This is a genomic window from Streptomyces sp. RKND-216, assembly GCF_004795255.1.
In the GTDB taxonomy this organism is placed as follows: Bacteria; Actinomycetota; Actinomycetes; order Streptomycetales; family Streptomycetaceae; genus Streptomyces; species Streptomyces hazeniae.
Map to the genome: position 1 here is coordinate 2,987,373 of NZ_SSBQ01000002.1, position 16,128 is coordinate 3,003,500.

The following is a 16,128-nucleotide window of genomic DNA, read 5'->3' on the forward strand; positions in this document are numbered from 1 at the left end:
CCGTGGGACCGGTCCTGCCGTGCGCTCGCCGCGGCCCTCGGCCCGGCCCTCGCGGAACTGGGCTGCCGGGCGCCCGTCACCGTCGCACCGCTCGGCGTCGCCGACGCGTTCGCCGCCGACGGCCCGGCCGGCCGCGCGGCGGACGCGGTCGCCCACCCCGTGCCCGGCACGGGCGCCGACACGCCGGCCGCCGCGTCGCTGCCGGTGCACGTGTACGGGCGGCAGGTCGTCGTGGGCCCGGCCCCCGGCGCGCCGGCCTGCCCGCAGTGCCTCGCCCGGCGCTGGCAGGCCGTACGGTCCGTCACGCTGCGGGAGGCGCTGGAGATCGGCGGCGGCACCCGGGCCGCGGGCGAGTCGCCGTACGGCACCCCGTACGCGGCGGCCGCCGTCGCCGCCCTGGTGACCGGCCTCGCCACCGGGCCGGCCCCGTCGCCCGACGACTCCTACGCGCGGGTGCAGGTGCTGGACCTGGAGAGCCTCACCGTGCGCCGCCACTCGCTGGTGCCCGACCCCGAGTGCCCGCGCTGCGCCCGTCCGGAGGCGGACACCGCCGAGGCGGCGACGCTCGCGCTCCGGCCCGCGCCCAAGAGGTCGCCCGGCTCGTTCCGGGTGCGCGGCATAGGGGAGTACGCGCTGCCCGTCGAGCCCTACGCCAACCCGGTGTGCGGCTCGCTCGGCCCGTCGATCGTGCACGACGTGTCGTCCACCTCGACCTCGGCCACCATCGGCTGCTTCTCCATGCGCTCGGGCGACTACCTGCGCGAGACCTTCTGGGGCGGCCACGACGACAGCTTCGGCACCAGCATGCGCATCGGCGTCCTGGAGGGGCTGGAACGGTACGCGGGCATGCGCGCGCGGGCCCGTACCGCGTCGGTGCGCGACTCGCTGGACGGCCTGCGGGCCCGTGGGGTCCCGGCCGTCGACCCGCGGGTGTGCGGGCTCTACTCCGAGGACTTCCACCGCGCCAACCCGCACATCACCCCCTTCACCACGGACCGCGAGGTGCCGTGGGTGTGGGGCTGGTCGCTGCGCGACGAGCGCCCGCTCCTCGTGCCCGAGGTGCTGACGTACTACCACGCGCCGGGGCTGGAGAACCGCTTCGTGCAGGAGAGCTCCAACGGCTGCGCCTCCGGCGGCGCGCTGGAGGAAGCCGTCTACTTCGGGCTGATGGAGGTCGTCGAACGGGACGCGTTCCTCCTCAGCTGGTACGGGCGCGCGGCCCTGCCCGAGATCGACCCCGCGACCAGCGGCAGCGCCGCGACCCGGCACATGGTCGACCGGCTGGAGATGTACGGCTACGAGGCGCGCTTCTTCGACACCCGCATCACCTTCCCCGTGCCGGTCGTCACCGGAGTCGCGCTCCGCCACGACGGCGGCCTGGGCCGGATGTGCTTCGGCGCGGGCGCCGGGCTGGACCCCGAGGCCGCGCTGGCGGCCGCGCTCTGCGAGATCGCCACCGACGCCGTCAACCTCCAGGGCCGCACCGAGCGGGAGGAGGAACGGCTGCGCGCCATGACCGGGGACTTCCACCGCGTCGCCGCGCTGCACGACCACCCCCTCGCGTACGGCATCCCCGAGATGGGCCGGCACGCCGACTTCCTGCTCGGCCGCCCCGGCGCACCGCGCCCGGCGCGGCGGAGCATGGCCGACCTGTACGGCGACGGATCGGTGCCGGCCGTCTCCGACGACCTGCGCGAGGACCTCCTCACCTGCGTGAAGGCGGTCACCGCCGAGGGCTTCGACGTGGTGGTCGTCGATCAGACCATGCCCGAGCAGCGGCGGCTCGGCCTGCGGACCGTCAGCGTCCTGGTGCCCGGACTGCTGCCCATCGACTTCGGCTGGACCCGGCAGCGCGCGCTGGGCATGCCCCGGCTGCGCACCGCCCTGCGCGAGGCCGGACTGCGCGAGAAGGACCTGACGCCAGACGACCTCAACCCCGCCCCGCACCCCTTCCCCTGACCGTCCGACCCCTTCGGCGCCCCGCAGGGCCCGTCCACGAGCAGCAAGGAGCACCCGTGGGTCTCGCCCATGACTACGCCACCGCGATCCTCCATCGTGGCCGGGTCCCGATGGACCCCGCGGACTTCGTGCCCGACTGGGCGGACGGCCCGCGCAAGGGCAAGCATTATCCCGGCGTGGACCGGCTGCCGCTGCCCGACGGCCGCTACCCGGCGGACGCGCACGTCGACCGGGGCCTCGCCGCAGCGCAACCGGCCGGTCCGGACGGCGGGTTCGACCTGGACGCGCTGTCCGGCATGCTGCGGGACTCCTACGGGCTGACCGGCAGGCGGCTGGCGGTGCAGGCCAACACCGACCTGAACGCGCTGCCGTTCTACCCACTGGCCAACTGGTCGCGCGGCTCCGCATCAGGCGGCGGCCTGTACCCGGTGAGCATCCACTGGGTCTCCGGCAGGAGCGGCCCGGTGACCCCCGGACTGCACTACTACTCCACCCGGCACCACGCGATGCACCGCCTGCTCACCGGGGACGTGACCGGCGAGGTGCGCACCGCCCTCGGTGGCGACGGCGCCCCGGGCGCGGACGCCGACCACTACCTCGTGCTGGGCGTGAAGTACTGGCAGAACGCGTTCAAATACAACAATTTCTGCTTCCACGTCGTGTCCATGGACCTCGGTGCGCTGGTGCAGACGTGGCGCATCTGGGCGCGGGCCCGCGGCCTGGACGTGGAGCCGCTGCTGTGGTTCGACGAGGAGCGGCTGGCGCGGCTGCTGGGCGTCGAGGGCGACGCGGAGGGCGTGTTCGCGGTGGTGCCGCTGCGGTGGCGGCGCACCGAGGACTCCGACGCGGACACGGACGCCGGGCCGCAGGCGCGCACGCCGCGCGTCGCTCCCGCACCGGCCGCCGTACGCCACCGGGACATCGAGAAGTCCCGTCGTCTGCTGGCCTTCGACGACGTCCGCGCGATGCACGCCGCCACGCTCGGGCGCGCGGAGGACCGCCCCGCTCCCGGCGCGCTGGAGTCCGCGGCGGCGCACGCTCCCGACGCCTCAGCCCCTTTGCTGCCGCTGCCCGCGCCCCGCCCGCTCGATGCCGACGTGCGGACCGCACTGCGCCGCCGCCGCAGCAGCTTCGGCCGGTTCGACGCCCGGCGTCCGGTGACCGCCGACCAGCTCGCCGCCACCCTCGCGGCGGCCGACGCCGGTGCTCGCCTCGGCGGCGACTACTCCGGCGGCCCCGGCGGCGGTTCGCCGGTCCGGCTGGCCCGCACCTTCGTCTTCGTCAACCACGTCGAGGACGTCCCTCCCGGCAGCTACCTGTACGACCCGGAGGCGGGCGGGCTGCGGCCGGTGCGCGAGGGGAAGCCCGGCTCCTTCCTCCAGGAGAACTACTTCCTGTCCAACTACAACCTGGAGCAGGCCGGCGCCGTGCTGGTGCCCACCGTCCGCACGCACGCCGTGCTGGACGCGGTCGGCGACCGCGGCTACCGGCTGGTCGGCGCCACCGTCGGCGCCGCTTCCCAGGCCGTCTACACCGCGGCCGCCGCGCTGGACCTGGGCTGCGGTGTGGCGCTCGGCTTCGACAACATCTCCTACACCGACGAACTCGGCCTGGCCGGCACCGACGAGGCGCCGCTGCTCATCATGATGATCGGCCACGAACGGCCCGAGCCCGCCGCCTTCCACTTCGAGATCGCGTGACCGCCGCATGTCCACCGCTCATGCCCGGGAAGCGACCCGGGAACCGAACCAGGAGGAGACCGGCGTGACCGGTGAGCTGTTCCACCGCCCGTTCGTGCTCCGGGTCGCCGGTCTGCCCGTGGAGACCGTGCAGCGGTTGCGCTGCCCCGGGAGCCGCCAGTGGGCCGATGAGGTGCTGGACGCCTCGACGCGGTCCCGCGCGGCCGGGGAGGCCGTCGGCGACCTGCTGCACGATCTGGTGGGCGGCTGCGAGGACGGCGGTGTGCGCCGCCGGTTGCTGAAGCTGCGCCGCGAACTCTTCAACAACCGCCTGCCGCACGACCCGGAGGCGGCCGTCGCGCTCGTCGCCGCACTGGACGCGCGCGTGGCCGAGAAGCTGACCGCCTGGCTGGCCGACCGCCGCCACCTGGCGGCCCGTACGGCGGACGGCGCCGAGGTGCTGGCCGGCGAACTCGACCGCACCCGCACGGAACTGCGGGCCCTGGCCGGCGAACGCCGCCTGGGCGGCGGCCTGCTGCTCGCCTCGCCCTCCCTGGACGCACAGGTCGACGGCTATGCCGCCGGTCCGCCCGCCCGGGCGGACGGCAGCCGCGACAAGGGCGCGGAGAAGCGCCACCGGAAGATCGAGCGCTCCCTCCTCGCCTACCTCTACCGCACCGCCTGCAAGACCAGCCCGTTCTCCACCTTCACCGGCCTCGCGCTGGGCGAATTCACCGACGGTCCCCGGGACGCGGCGGACGGGGCGGATCCGCTGCAGATCCGGGTGGACGACGTGTGGACCAGCCACACCCGGCTCAACGTCGTCGCCCTCGGCCGCCTGGCGCAGACCGTGCTCGACGACCCCGAACGCCGCGACGGGCTGCCCGTGACGCTCGCCTCCGGCTGGGGCCACGACGAGGACCGCGTCCGCTACGTCCGCCGCTGGGTGACCACCGGCGACGACGACACCGCCGTCACCTTCGACAGCGTCAAGGACCGGCTGTTCTTCCTCCGCCGCAGCGGCGCGCTGGAGAGGATGCTGGCCTTCTTCGAGCGCCGCCCGGAGATCCGCTACGGCGAACTCGGCGGCATGCTCGCGGACGAGGAGCCGGACGCCACCGCCGAGGACGTGGACCGCTACCTGGCCGCCCTCCTCGACCTGGGCATGCTCCAGGTGCCCTGCCTGCGCATCGGCGTGCACGACACCGACCCGCTGCGCGCCTTCCAGGCCTCCCTGCGCGGCCTGGACCGCGACTGGGCCGACAGCCTCGCGGACGACCTGGCCGGACCGCTCGCCCGCATCGACGAGTTCGCCGGGGCCGCTCCGGAGCGCCGTCGGACGCTGCTCGCCGAACTCCGGGACTCGCTGGCCGCGATCCAGCGCGGGCTCGGCGCCGGGGAGCCGCGCGTCCCGCAGACCGTGCTCTACGAGGACGCCGCCCCCGTCGCGCGGTCCGGCTGCGACCTGGCCGCCTGGAGCCGGATCGCCGGGGAGCCGTTGCGGGAGGTGGAGCGCGCGCTGCCCGCCTTCGACGTGACGCTGCCGCAACGGCTGACGTTCCAGGGCTTCTTCACCGCCCGCTTCGGCCAGGGCGGGCGGTGCGACGACCTGCTCAAGCTGGTCCACGACTTCCACGAGGACTTCTTCGACCAGTACATCTCCTTCACCGCCAAGCGCAGCACGTTCGACGCCGAAGGCCGGTACGTGCCGGAGGAGAACTGGCTCGGGCTGCCCCGCATCAAGGCGCTCGACACCGCTCGGCAGACCTTCTTCGACGGCATGCGCGAGGTGTGGGAGCGCAGCGGCGCGTCAGCGGCCGGTTCGGGCGTCGCGGAGGTGGAGATCGGCGCCGGCCTCCTCGACGCCGTCGCCGGCGGACTCGACGGCGTGGCCCCGGCGTTCGCGCCGCTCAGCCACCATCTGCAGCTCGCCGAGCGGGCCGGCGACCCGCTCGTCGTCCTCAACCGTTCCTACGGCGGCCTGTCGTTCCCGTTCAGCCGCTTCACGCACTGCTTCGACGGGCTCGCGGACCGGCTGCGCGAGGAGACCCGGCGGCTCGCGCCCGACGGCGCGGTCTTCGCCGAGATCACCGGCGGCCCGGTGACCAGCAACCTCAACCTGCACGACCGGCTGCTGGACTACGAGATCGTGTGCCCCGGCGAGACCGGCGGCGTGCCCGAGGAGTACCGGCTGCACCTGGACGACCTGTACATCGTCCACGACGCCGACGCCGACCGGCTGGTACTGCGCTCCACCCGCCTGGACCGCGAGGTGATCCCCGTCTACCTCGGCTACCTGGTCCCGCTGGCGCTCCCGGAGATCCCGCGCACGCTGCTGCTGCTCTCCCCGACCTCCATGACCCGCCTCGACGTCTGGGGCGGCGTCCCGCAGGGTGAGCCGGACGAGGGGGTGACCACGCGCCCGCGCGTGCGGCACGGCAGCGTGGTGCTCAGCCGGCGCAGCTGGAGCGCGCCCGCCTCGGCGCTGCCGCTGCGCGGACCCGGCGACACCGACGCTGACTGGTACCTCGGCTGGCACCGCTGGCGCCGCCGGCACCGCCTGCCCGACCGGGTGTTCGCCACCGTCTCGGACGGCGGCGGGCGCGGCGCGACCAGCGCCAAGCCGCAGTACGTCGACTTCGACAGCCACCTTTCGCTGACCGCCTTCGAGGCGCTGCTGCGCACGGCGGAGGCGCGCGTGGTGTTCCGCGAGGCGCTGCCCGACGAGGACGACCTGCACACCGTCTCCGGACGCGGCCGGCACGTCGCCGAGATGGCCCTGGAGACCGCGCCCGCCCCCGAGGGAAGGACCCGCACGTGAACGCCGAAGTGACCGCCTCCGGCACCGCAGCCCCCGCCGGTACGGACGCCGCCGCGAGGGCCGCGTCCGGCGGGGAGCAGCGGGGCGCCTGGCAGGCCACCCACGTCTTCTACGCCGCCAACCCCCGCCCGCTCCTGCTCCAGTGCGTCCGCCCGCTGGTGCGGGAACTGGACGCAGACGGGCTGCTCGCCAACTGGTTCTTCATCAACTACTGGCTGGAGGGCCCGCACGTGCGGCTGCGGGTGCGGCCGTCCTCGCCCGAGGCGGAGCCGGAGGTGCGGCGCCGCACCGAGGAGGCGATCGACGCCTTCCTCGCCGAACGCCCGGCGCTGTACGAGGTGGACACCGGCTTCCTCAACGAGTTCTACAACGCGCTGTTCGACATCGAGTTCCCGGACGCCGAACGCAGCCCGTACACCGACGACGAGGGCCGGATGAACCTGCGGCCCAACAACTCGCGGCACGCCATGCCGTACGACCCGGAGTACGCCAAGTACGGCGGCCCGGCCGGGATCGAGCTGGCCGAGTGGCACTTCCGGTACTCCAGCGAACTGGTCCTGGACGCCTTCCGCACCAAGAACCTGCACCTGCGCACCGTGCTGCTGGGCACGTCGGCGCAGCTGATGATGGTGATGGCCGCCTGTTTCCTGCCCGACGAGGAGGACCTGGCGGACTTCCTGGACGACTACTACCACTTCTGGCACAAGGCGTTCCCCGGCACGGGATTCATCGGGGACAAGGAGTACGAGAACAACTACGCGGCCACGGCGCCGTCGTTGTCCCGCATGTTCGGCGCGATCCGTTCGGCGCTCGCGGCCGGGGAGGACGAGAAGCTGCCCGACTTCCTCGCCGGCTGGGCCGCCCACTGCCGCGAACTGCGCGACCGGGTGCGGGAACTGGCCGTCGACGGCGCACTGGTCTTCGGCTTCGACAAGGGAGCGCGCGAGAAGCGCATCACCGACCCGGACGGGGCCCTGAAGGTCCTCCTCTCCCCGTACATGCACATGACGAACAACCGGCTGCACGTGACCATCCGGGACGAGGCCTACCTCTCCCACGTGCTGCACCGCGTGCTGCGGGAGGACGGATCCGGAGGCGCGACGTGACCGCGCCCGCCGAGCGGACCGGGGGCGCGGCACCGGGGGCGGCGCCGGGCCCGCACCGGCGGCCGGGCGCCGCGCGGCAGGGAGCCACCGCGGAGTACCGCCCGCAGCTGAGGCCCGGGGTGCTGCTCGGCGACGCCGTGCTGCGCGGCGACCGCTTCGTCCACCTGGTGAAGAACACCGGCGACGGCCGGTCGTTCGAACTCGGCCCGCGGGAGCACCACCTGCTCTCCCGGATGGACGGCACCCGCACCCTGGCCGAGCTGGGGCGCGGGTACGCGGAGACGTTCGGGCGGCGGCTCGGCGACGGCAACTGGACCCAGCTGCTCACCCTGCTCGGCAGCCGCGGCCTGCTGGTGGGCGGCCCCGCCGCCGACCCGCCGGAGGAGGAGGCGAAGCCGTCCACCGGCACGCTGCGCATGGTCGCCGACGCCGACGCCACCGCCCGTAGGCTGCACCGCGCGGTCGGCTTCCTGCTGCACCCCCTGTGCCTGCTGCCGCTGCTCGCCGCCGTCCTCGCGATGGAGACGATGCTGGTGCTCCGCGCGGACGAGGTCCTCGAAGGGACCGCCGCCACGTTCGCGAACCCGGTGCTCATCACCGGCGCCGCGCTGCTGATGTGGCTGTCCACGGCCCTGCACGAGCTGGCGCACGGTGTGGTCGCCGTGCGCTTCGGCGGCACCGTCGGCGAGATCGGGCTGCGCTGGAAACCGGTCCCGATCATGTACTGCAGCGTGGAGAACTACCTCTTCCTGCCCCGCCGCCGGGACCGGATCTTCACCGCGGTCGCCGGGGCGGTGGCGAACCTGCTGTTCCTGCTGCCGTTCTGCGCGCTCTGGCTGTTCGTCCCCGTCGACGACGCCACCCACGACGGGCTGGCCGGGCTGCTGCTCATCGGCACCGTCCAGGCGCTGGCCATGCTGCTCCCGTTGCCGCCGCTGGACGGCTACAAGGTGGTGAGCCAGGCCGCCGGCGCCACCGCCCTGGCCGCCTCCAGCCGCGACTACCTGCGCCTCGCCCTGCGCCGCGACCCCGCGGCGAAGCGGTACCCGCGCCGTGCCCGTGCCGTCTACACCGCCTACGGGCTCGGCTCCACCGCCGTGGTCGCCGGGCTGGCGGTCCTCGCCGCCCTGCTCGTCGCCTCGCTGTTCCACCCCTGAAGGAGAACCACGTGTCCACCACCCCCACGCCACCCCCCGGCCCGGCCGCCGCCGCGGACACCGGGCCCGACACGGACGCCGCAGGTACCGGCCCGGAGCCCGCCGTCGAACTGACCGACGTGCACAAGCGCTACGGCGACACCCGCGCCGTCGACGGCGTCTCCCTCACCGTCCGCCGCGGTGAGTTCCTCGGACTGCTCGGCCCCAACGGCGCGGGGAAGACCACGCTGGTGGAGATCATGGAAGGGCTGCGGCAGGCCGACTCCGGCACCGTCGGCGTCCTCGGCACGTCGCCCTGGCCCCGCAACCTGGCGCTGCTGCCCCGCATCGGCCTGCAGACCCAGGCGTCGGCCTTCTTCGTCCGCCTCACCGCGCGCGAGCACCTGCGGACCGTCGCCGCGCTGTACGGCGCCGCCCGCGACGCCGCCGAACGCACCCTCGCCGTGGTCGGCCTCACCGAACAGGGCGACACCCAGGTGGAGGGCCTGTCCGGCGGCCAGCGGCAGCGGCTGGCCATCGCCTCGGCGCTGGTGCACGGCCCGGAGCTGATCTTCCTCGACGAGCCCACCGCCGCCCTCGACCCGCAGGCCCGCCGCGACCTGTGGCAGGTGCTGCGCGACCTCAAGGGCGAGGGTCGCACGATCGTCTACACCACTCACCACCTCGACGAGGCCGAGACGCTGTGCGACCGCGTCGCGATCATCGTGAACGGCCGCATCACCGCACTGGACACGCCCGCCCGGCTGGTCGCCGCCGGCAGCGGCAACACCCGCCTGCTCGTGCCCGCCGACCGGCTCACCGAGGCCCGCGCCCGCGAACTCCCCGGCGTGCTCGACGTGCAGGTCGACGGCGACGTGGTGGTGCTGGAAACCACCGAGGCGGGCCCCCTGCTCAGCGCCGTCGAGGCGGTCGCCGGGCTCCAGGGCGTCCGCACCCGCACCGCCAGCCTGGAGGACGTCTACCTGCAACTCACCGCGACCGGCGACCGCTGACCGCACCCCACCACGGCGACACACCCCCCACTCCCATCCCTTCCCGACACGGAGCAACGCCCATGAGTGCGTACGCGGCGCTGACCACGGCCGGCTACCGGGCCTACACGCGCGACAAGACCACCCTGTTCTTCTCCTTCGCCTTCCCGCTGCTCTTCCTCGTCGTCTTCGGCCTGATCTTCTCCGGCCAGGACGTCGACCAGAGCGGCAAGCCCTACATCAGCTACATCGCTCCCGGCGTGCTCTCCTGGGGCGTCGCCAACTCCGCCGTGTTCTGGATCGGCTTCGTCCTCATGCAGTGGCGGCGGGACGACCTGCTGCGCCTCATCCGCATGACGCCCACCCGCCTGCCCACCGTGCTCGGCTCGCGCTACGTACTGGCGCTCGCCGTCGGCGTGGCGCAGACCGTGCTGTTCGTCGGCGTCGCGATGCTTCCCGCGTTCGGCCTGGAGGTCGACGGCCGGGTGCTGTTGATGATCCCGGTGCTGATCCTCGGCGTGACCGCGTTCCTCGCGCTCGGCGTCATCGTCGGCACGTACGGGAAGACGCCGGAGGCCGTCGCCGCCATCGCCAACTGCATCATGGTGCCGATGGCGTTCCTGTCCGGCGCGTTCTTCCCCATCGACGCCATGCCGGAGTGGATCCAGACCGGCTCCCACGTGCTCCCGCTGCGCTGGTTCAACGAGGGTGTGTCCGTCGCGCTGCTCGGTGACGGCAGCACCGCAGACGTCGCGCTGGCCTGTGCCGGGCTCACCGGCTTCACCGTCCTCTTCGGGCTGGTCGCACTGCGCACCTTCCGCTGGAGCGACCGCGCATGACGACGACGCCGACCGTGCCGCCGCCCGCGGACGCCGCCGCCTCGCCGGGGCCGCGCGCGCTGGAGTCCGCGCGCGCCCACCTGCAGCGCGAACTCGACCCCCGCTACGTGCAGTTCCCCGCCTGCGCCGCCGACGCCGGACCGCAGCCGCTGGTGGTGCCGCTCGGCGCGGCGGACGTGCTCGGCGACGCCGCCGGCGACCGGTACGCCGCGGTGCGGCCGCACGCGACCGTGCACCTCACCGCCCGCGCCGTACTCATCGGGCCGTGGGGCGGCGATGCGGAGGCCACCGGCTGCGGGCGGTGCCTCGGCATGCGCTGGCAGCGGCTGCGCAGCCGCTCCGAACGCGAGGCCCTGGAGGGACGGCAGCCCCTGCAGGGCGCCGAGGACTGGCCGTTGCTCACACCGTTCGCGGTGGACGCCGTACGTGCCGCCTGGTCGTCGGCGTTCGGCCCGGTGCACGAGTCGGACCCGACCCCGGCCGGTCCGGTGGCCGCGCTGCGGCCGCCCCGGGCCGTACCGACGTCACCCGGAGCCGAAGGACTGCCGCGGGTGACACGCGTCGACCTGGCCACGCTCGCCCTGGCCACCTTCCCGATGCTCCCCGAACCGCTGTGCCCGCACTGCGTGCAGCGTGTGCCGGACACCCGCGAGGCGGGCCGGATACCGCTCGGCCCGGCGCCCAAGCCGGACCCGGAGGGCTACCGCGTCCGGCCGCTGGAGTCGTTCCCGCTGCCCGGTGACGCGCTGGCCAACCCGGTGTGCGGCGCCCTCGGCTCGGGCACCTGGATCAACCCGGCCTCGACCACCACCGCCCCCGTCGCGGGCAGCGTCTTCGTACGCGGCTACGCCGGGCTCAACGACGTGACCTTCAGCGGTCAGGCCAGCCGCTACACCACCAGTCGGCTGCTCACCTACCTGGAGGGTCTGGAACGCTACGCCGGCACCCATCGTCGTCGTCCCGAACAGCCCGTCGTCGCCTCCCTCGACGCCCTCCGGTCGGCCGGGGAGCCGGTGCTGGACCCCGCCGCGTGCGGCTTCTACGCCCCGGAGACCTACGCCACCGACCCCATGGTCAGCCCCTTCGACCCGGCCCGGGCGATCCCCTGGCTGTGGGGCCACTCGCTGCGCGACGACCGGCCGATCCTGGTGCCGGCCCGGCTGGTGCACTACAGCGCGGGTGTGGCGGCGGACAACTTCGTCTTCGAGTGCTCCAACGGCTGTGCCACCGGCGGCAGTCCGGTGGAGGCGATGCTGTTCGCGCTGCTGGAGCTGATCGAGCGGGACGCCTTCCTGCTGGCCTGGCACACCCGCACTCCGCTCACCGAGGTCGACCTCGGCTCCTGCACCGGCCGCACCGTGCGGTCGCTGCTGGACCGGGCCGGCATGCACGGCTACGACGTGCGGGCCTACGACACGCGCATGGACCTGCCGGTCCCCGTGGTCACCGGGCTCGCGGTGCGCCGGGACGGCGGCCCGGGCACGCTGTCCTTCGGTGCGGCCGCCGGGTTCGACCCGGAGGACGCCGTCGAGTCCGCGCTCTCCGAGGTGCTCACCTACATCCCGCATCTGCCGTACCAGGTCACCGAGCGGCAGGCGGAACTGGAGGCGATGGCAGCGGACTTCGGCCGCGTCCTGCACCTCAAGGACCACGCCCAGCTGCACGGTCTGCCCGGCATGGCGCACCACTCGCGGGAGTTCCTGGAACCGGCCGGACGCGGCGGCATCCCGGAGCTGTTCGCCGACTGGTACCGGGAACGGCCGAGCACCGGCGACCTCGTGGACGACCTGCGGCTGCTCGTCGACGCGCTGGCCGGCGCCGGCCACGACGTCATCGCGGTGGACCAGACGGCGCCCGAGCAGCGGCGGATGGGCCTGCACACGGTCTGCGCGACCGTTCCCGGGCTGCTGCCGCTCGACTTCGGCTGGAACCGGCAGCGGGTGCTGCGGACGCCCCGGCTGCTCACCGGGCTCAGACAGGCGGGCAGACGGGCCGACGACCTGCCGGCAGCCGACGTCAAACGCGTACCGCACCCGTTCCCGTAACCCCCGAGGGGAGTTCCCGTGCCGCACCAGCAACGTCAGCAGAGCGGCCCGCAGGCCCCGTTCCCCGTCGCCGCCGCACACGGCAGCGGCCCGTTCCCGCGCCGGAGACGGCGGTACGGGAACGGGCCGCTGGGGTACCTGAGATACCCGAGTCCGGTGGGAACCGGATCAGGCGCTGCAGGAGGTGGTGCTGGTGGTGCTGGAGCAGGTCGAGGTCGACGAGCAGGAGGTGGAACCGGCCAGGACGACCTCGGCCGCGTCGGAGTAGTCCGAGATCTCGAAGGTCTCCGATTCGAGCTCCAGGATCTCGTCGGCGAGCGTGGCGAGCTGCGTCTTCTCAGCCATGGTGTCTCCTCAAGTCGCGCCGGCGGCCGGCTGTTCCGGCTGCGCGCCCCGGCGTCGGAACCATTGGACCCGGAGCCACTGGCAGATCCGCACGGCTTCCGCTGTCACACCGCTGACAGCCGGTGTCAGCGGACTGCTCGGCATATGCGCAACGCGTGCAGCACGCTCGGAACGCGTACCCGAAGGAGGCGCTGATGGCCACGGCGGCGGTCGCGGACCCGGCGGGCGCGGACCCGGGCCCCGGCCCGCGCGGTCCGGCCGTGCCCTCCGGTGTCCTGCGCGCCGCCCTGGAGCTGTACCTGGATCTGCACGCCCATCCCGAGCTGTCCGGTGCGGAGTCGCGCACAGCCGCCCGGTTCGCCGACGCCCTGGAGCGTGCCGGCTGCACGGTGACGCGGGGGGTGGGCGGGCACGGCGTGGTCGGCGTGCTGACGTCCGCCCCATCCGGGGACGGGAACGGACGCCCGCCCGGCCCCACCGTGCTGCTGCGCGCGGAGCTGGACGCGCTCCCCGTCGCCGAGAACACCGCCCTCCCCTACGCCAGTTCGGTGCCCGGGGTGATGCACGCCTGCGGCCACGACCTGCATCTCGCGGCGCTGTACGGCGCCGTGGCGATGCTCGCCGCCCGCCGGGAACGCTGGCGCGGCACCGTGCTCGTCGTCGGCCAGCCGGCCGAGGAGACCCTGGACGGCGCCCGGGCCATGCTCGAGGACGGCCTCTACGCACGCTTCGGCGTCCCCGACGTCGTGCTCGCCCAGCACACCGCGCCGCTGCCGGCGGGCACGGTCGCCCACGGCGACGGACCGGTGCTGGCGGGCAGCACCGCGCTGGACGTCCGCATCCACGGCCGCGGCGGGCACGGGGGTGCGCCGCAGCTGACCGTCGACCCGGTGGTCACAGCCGCCGCGGCCGTACTGCGCCTGCAGACCGTGGTGTCGCGGGAGACCGCGCCCGCCGAGCAGGCCGTGCTGACCGTCGGCGCGCTGCACGCGGGCGAACGGGCCAACCTCGTTCCCGAGTCGGCCGCCCTGTCGGTCGGCCTGCGCGCCTTCTCCCCGGGCGCGCTGGCGCGGATGGAGACGGCCGTCGAACGGATCGTGCGCGGCGAGTGCGCGGCGGGCGGCTGCCCGCGCGAACCGGAGTTCGCCGTCGCCGCGCGCTCACCCGTCCTGCAGCCCGACGCGGACCTGACGACCACCCTGCGGGGTGGCCATGCGCGTCTGCTGGGGACGGCGCGGGTACTCCCGTGGCAGGCTGGAACCGCGGCCGAGGACTTCGCGTGGTTCGGGGCCGCGGGCGCGGACGTGCACGGCGCTGCCGGAGTGCGTACCGCGTACTGGATGCTGGGGGTGACCGGGGCCCGCACATGGCGGGCCGCCGCGCGAGCGCATGCCGGCGGTGCGTACGGCATACGTGGCGAAGCGCGCGGCGTTCCGGCCAATCACGCACCGGAGTTCGCGCCGGACGTGCGTGTCGCGCTGCCCACGGGCATCGCGGCGATGTGCGACGGCGCCGAAGCGATTCTGGACGTTCCGGAGGGGGAAACGTGCCGATGACGAGTGTGACCAGGGCCGACAGCAGTACGGTCCTCAGCTGCGCCTATATGGACATCGTGGTGGTGCGCCGGGAGCCCTGTGCTCCCGGCGGCGAGACCACGGTCGTCCGGCTGCTGGGACTGCTGCCGCCCCACTGGAGTTGCCTGCCGGAGGTCGAACGGGACCGTGTGGTGCTGCACGTGATGCTGGGCAGCACCGACGGCTGTGACGCCGTCCGCACCGAGGTGGAGGAGGTGATGGCGGACCCGGCCATGCGCGGCTGGTTCGCCGAGACCTGACCGGGGGCGCGCGGCCGCGCGCCCCCGTGGAGGACCGGGCCCGCCTCGGCGGGCCCGGGATCAGACCCAGCCGTGTTCGCGGGCCAGCAGCGCCGCCTGGGCGCGGCTCGCCGCGCCCAGCACCCGCATGAGGTCGGCCACGTGCCGGCGGTAGGTGCGTACGGAGATCCCCAGCTCCCGCGCGCCCGCCTCGTCCTTGCCGACCGACACCATCGAGGCGAGCACCCGGCGCTCCATCTCGGAGAGCGTCGGTGTGCCGTCCGGCTCGCTGATCGCGGTGAGGAGGTCCTCGGCCTGGTCCCAGATCTTCTCGAAGAGCGCGATGATGTTGCACACCAGGCCGCTCTCGTGGGCCAGCAGCGCCCCGCGCGAGGTGTCGCCGGGGTCGACGGGCACCAGGGCGACCCGGCGGTCGTAGACCAGGATGCGTTCGGAGGCGTCGTCGGCGACGCGGATCTGGGCGCCCTTGTGCGCCAGCTCCCTCAGGTAGGCGACGGTCGGCGGGTGGGTGGTCGCCTTGCGCAGCACGACGTTCCGGATGCGCACGCCGCGTCTGAGGCAGCGCATGTCCAGCGGCCGGGCGTGGTCGATGTTGGCCGGGGTGAGTTCGGTGTAGGGCTCGACCGAGAGGATCTCCTCGCGGGCGAAGAACGCCAGGTCGTCGATCCGGCTGCGAATCTGTGCCAGGTCGGTGAGCTGCTCCACTCCCTGCGGGGCGGGCGTACGCGAGCCCATCTCCGCGCGTAGAGCATCGATGACGTAGCGTGACTGGGTCACCCGCATGATCTCTTCGTGGAGTTCGTGCAGGCGGCGGTCCATCAGCCGGGCCATGGCGATGTCGGGGTTGGTCGGGGTGTACGCGTGGCGTTCGCCGCTGTCGCGCACCAGGCCGAACTCCCGGAGCCGTTCGAGCGCTCGCTTCGCGACGGGCGCGTCGATGTGCATCTTCACGTGGAGGTCGTCCGCAGGGGTGCCGGGATGGCGGAGGAAGTGCCGGTAGATCTCTTCTTCCTCCGCGGAGATGCCGAAGACTGACATCATGTTGGTACCCAAGTCGGCCCCCTGCTGCTCGGATGGCGAACCGGTGGTGTGGCTCGTTGGTCGGGCGAGCACCACGGCGCGCGAGCAGAGCGCCGGGCGGGTCGAGGCCAGCGTATGCCGTGAACAGCCACAGGTGCAGTGCGAGGAGGCAACGGAAGTGGAACCTGTGGACGAACCGTGATCGATGTCCTCGCTCTGCGTGGCGGTACCGGTTCGTAGGGACACGCACGGTACTCAAGTTGCCCGATGGACAACGAAGTTGTCGCAGATTCAACAGTCCCGTCCGCGCCGCCGCGGGCCCGTACCGTGACCGGTACGGGCCCGCGGCGGC

At 73.9% G+C, this 16,128-nt stretch carries 12 protein-coding genes; 10 read left to right on the plus strand and 2 right to left on the minus strand.

Translation table 11 applies throughout. From position 1 onward, the window contains the following. Positions 1–57: 57 nt before the first annotated feature. From E4198_RS13325 to E4198_RS13360, 8 genes are all read left to right on the plus strand, one after another. Entirely contained in the window at positions 58–1,959 is a 1,902-nt protein-coding gene (locus tag E4198_RS13325; RefSeq protein WP_247597919.1) for a TOMM precursor leader peptide-binding protein, read from the plus strand. A gap of 56 nt (positions 1,960–2,015) precedes the next feature. Further along, positions 2,016–3,659, plus strand: coding sequence for a nitroreductase family protein (locus tag E4198_RS13330; protein WP_136183348.1), 1,644 nt, complete (start codon positions 2,016–2,018; stop codon positions 3,657–3,659). A gap of 64 nt (positions 3,660–3,723) precedes the next feature. Then, positions 3,724–6,459 (plus strand): lantibiotic dehydratase, encoded by a 2,736-nt coding sequence (locus E4198_RS13335; protein WP_247597664.1) that lies wholly within the window; start codon positions 3,724–3,726, stop codon positions 6,457–6,459. Further along, positions 6,456–7,565 (plus strand): lantibiotic dehydratase C-terminal domain-containing protein, encoded by a 1,110-nt coding sequence (locus tag E4198_RS13340; RefSeq protein WP_281727983.1) that lies wholly within the window; start codon positions 6,456–6,458, stop codon positions 7,563–7,565. The genes E4198_RS13335 and E4198_RS13340 overlap by 4 nt, the downstream gene beginning before the upstream one ends. Then, on the plus strand, positions 7,562–8,722 hold the full coding sequence (locus E4198_RS13345) for a M50 family metallopeptidase (protein WP_247597665.1): 1,161 nt from the start codon (positions 7,562–7,564) through the stop codon (positions 8,720–8,722). The genes E4198_RS13340 and E4198_RS13345 overlap by 4 nt, the downstream gene beginning before the upstream one ends. 110 nt (positions 8,723–8,832) lie before the next feature. After that, on the plus strand, positions 8,833–9,714 hold the full coding sequence (locus E4198_RS13350) for an ABC transporter ATP-binding protein (protein ID WP_247597921.1): 882 nt from the start codon (positions 8,833–8,835) through the stop codon (positions 9,712–9,714). Between the two features lie 62 nt (positions 9,715–9,776). Continuing rightward, positions 9,777–10,532: an ABC transporter permease gene (locus tag E4198_RS13355; RefSeq protein WP_136183351.1), complete on the plus strand. Its 756-nt coding sequence runs from the start codon at positions 9,777–9,779 to the stop codon at positions 10,530–10,532. After that, positions 10,529–12,577 carry a TOMM precursor leader peptide-binding protein gene (locus E4198_RS13360; RefSeq protein WP_136183352.1) on the plus strand — a complete coding sequence of 683 codons (2,049 nt, stop codon included), beginning with the start codon at positions 10,529–10,531 and terminating at the stop codon, positions 12,575–12,577. The genes E4198_RS13355 and E4198_RS13360 overlap by 4 nt, the downstream gene beginning before the upstream one ends. Before the next feature lie 168 nt (positions 12,578–12,745). Here E4198_RS13360 and E4198_RS13365 read toward each other — a convergent pair whose 3' ends face one another. Beyond that, positions 12,746–12,922 (minus strand): thiazolylpeptide-type bacteriocin, encoded by a 177-nt coding sequence (locus E4198_RS13365; protein ID WP_023529351.1) that lies wholly within the window; start codon positions 12,920–12,922, stop codon positions 12,746–12,748. 155 nt (positions 12,923–13,077) lie between these two features. On the opposite strand from E4198_RS13365, the gene E4198_RS13370 reads away from it, so the two are divergent. Further along, entirely contained in the window at positions 13,078–14,478 is a 1,401-nt protein-coding gene (locus E4198_RS13370) for an amidohydrolase (RefSeq protein WP_247597666.1), read from the plus strand. Then, positions 14,475–14,756: a hypothetical protein gene (locus tag E4198_RS13375; RefSeq protein WP_247597667.1), complete on the plus strand. Its 282-nt coding sequence runs from the start codon at positions 14,475–14,477 to the stop codon at positions 14,754–14,756. The genes E4198_RS13370 and E4198_RS13375 overlap by 4 nt, the downstream gene beginning before the upstream one ends. A 60-nt stretch (positions 14,757–14,816) precedes the next feature. Here the strand turns inward: E4198_RS13375 and E4198_RS13380 are convergent, their stop codons facing one another. Further along, positions 14,817–15,794 carry a LuxR family transcriptional regulator gene (locus E4198_RS13380; RefSeq protein ID WP_037790409.1) on the minus strand — a complete coding sequence of 326 codons (978 nt, stop codon included), beginning with the start codon at positions 15,792–15,794 and terminating at the stop codon, positions 14,817–14,819. Between the last annotated feature and the right edge of the window lie 334 nt (positions 15,795–16,128).

Excerpts from the sequence above, each read along its gene's own strand:
- E4198_RS13365 (WP_023529351.1), bottom strand. The coding sequence starts at position 12,922 with ATGGCTGAGAAGACGCAGCTCGCCACGCTCGCCGACGAGATCCTGGAG.
- E4198_RS13375 (WP_247597667.1), top strand. The coding sequence starts at position 14,475 with ATGACGAGTGTGACCAGGGCCGACAGCAGTACGGTCCTCAGCTGCGCC.
- E4198_RS13355 (WP_136183351.1), top strand. The coding sequence starts at position 9,777 with ATGAGTGCGTACGCGGCGCTGACCACGGCCGGCTACCGGGCCTACACG.
- E4198_RS13380 (WP_037790409.1), bottom strand. The coding sequence starts at position 15,794 with ATGTCAGTCTTCGGCATCTCCGCGGAGGAAGAAGAGATCTACCGGCAC.
- E4198_RS13360 (WP_136183352.1), top strand. The coding sequence starts at position 10,529 with ATGACGACGACGCCGACCGTGCCGCCGCCCGCGGACGCCGCCGCCTCG.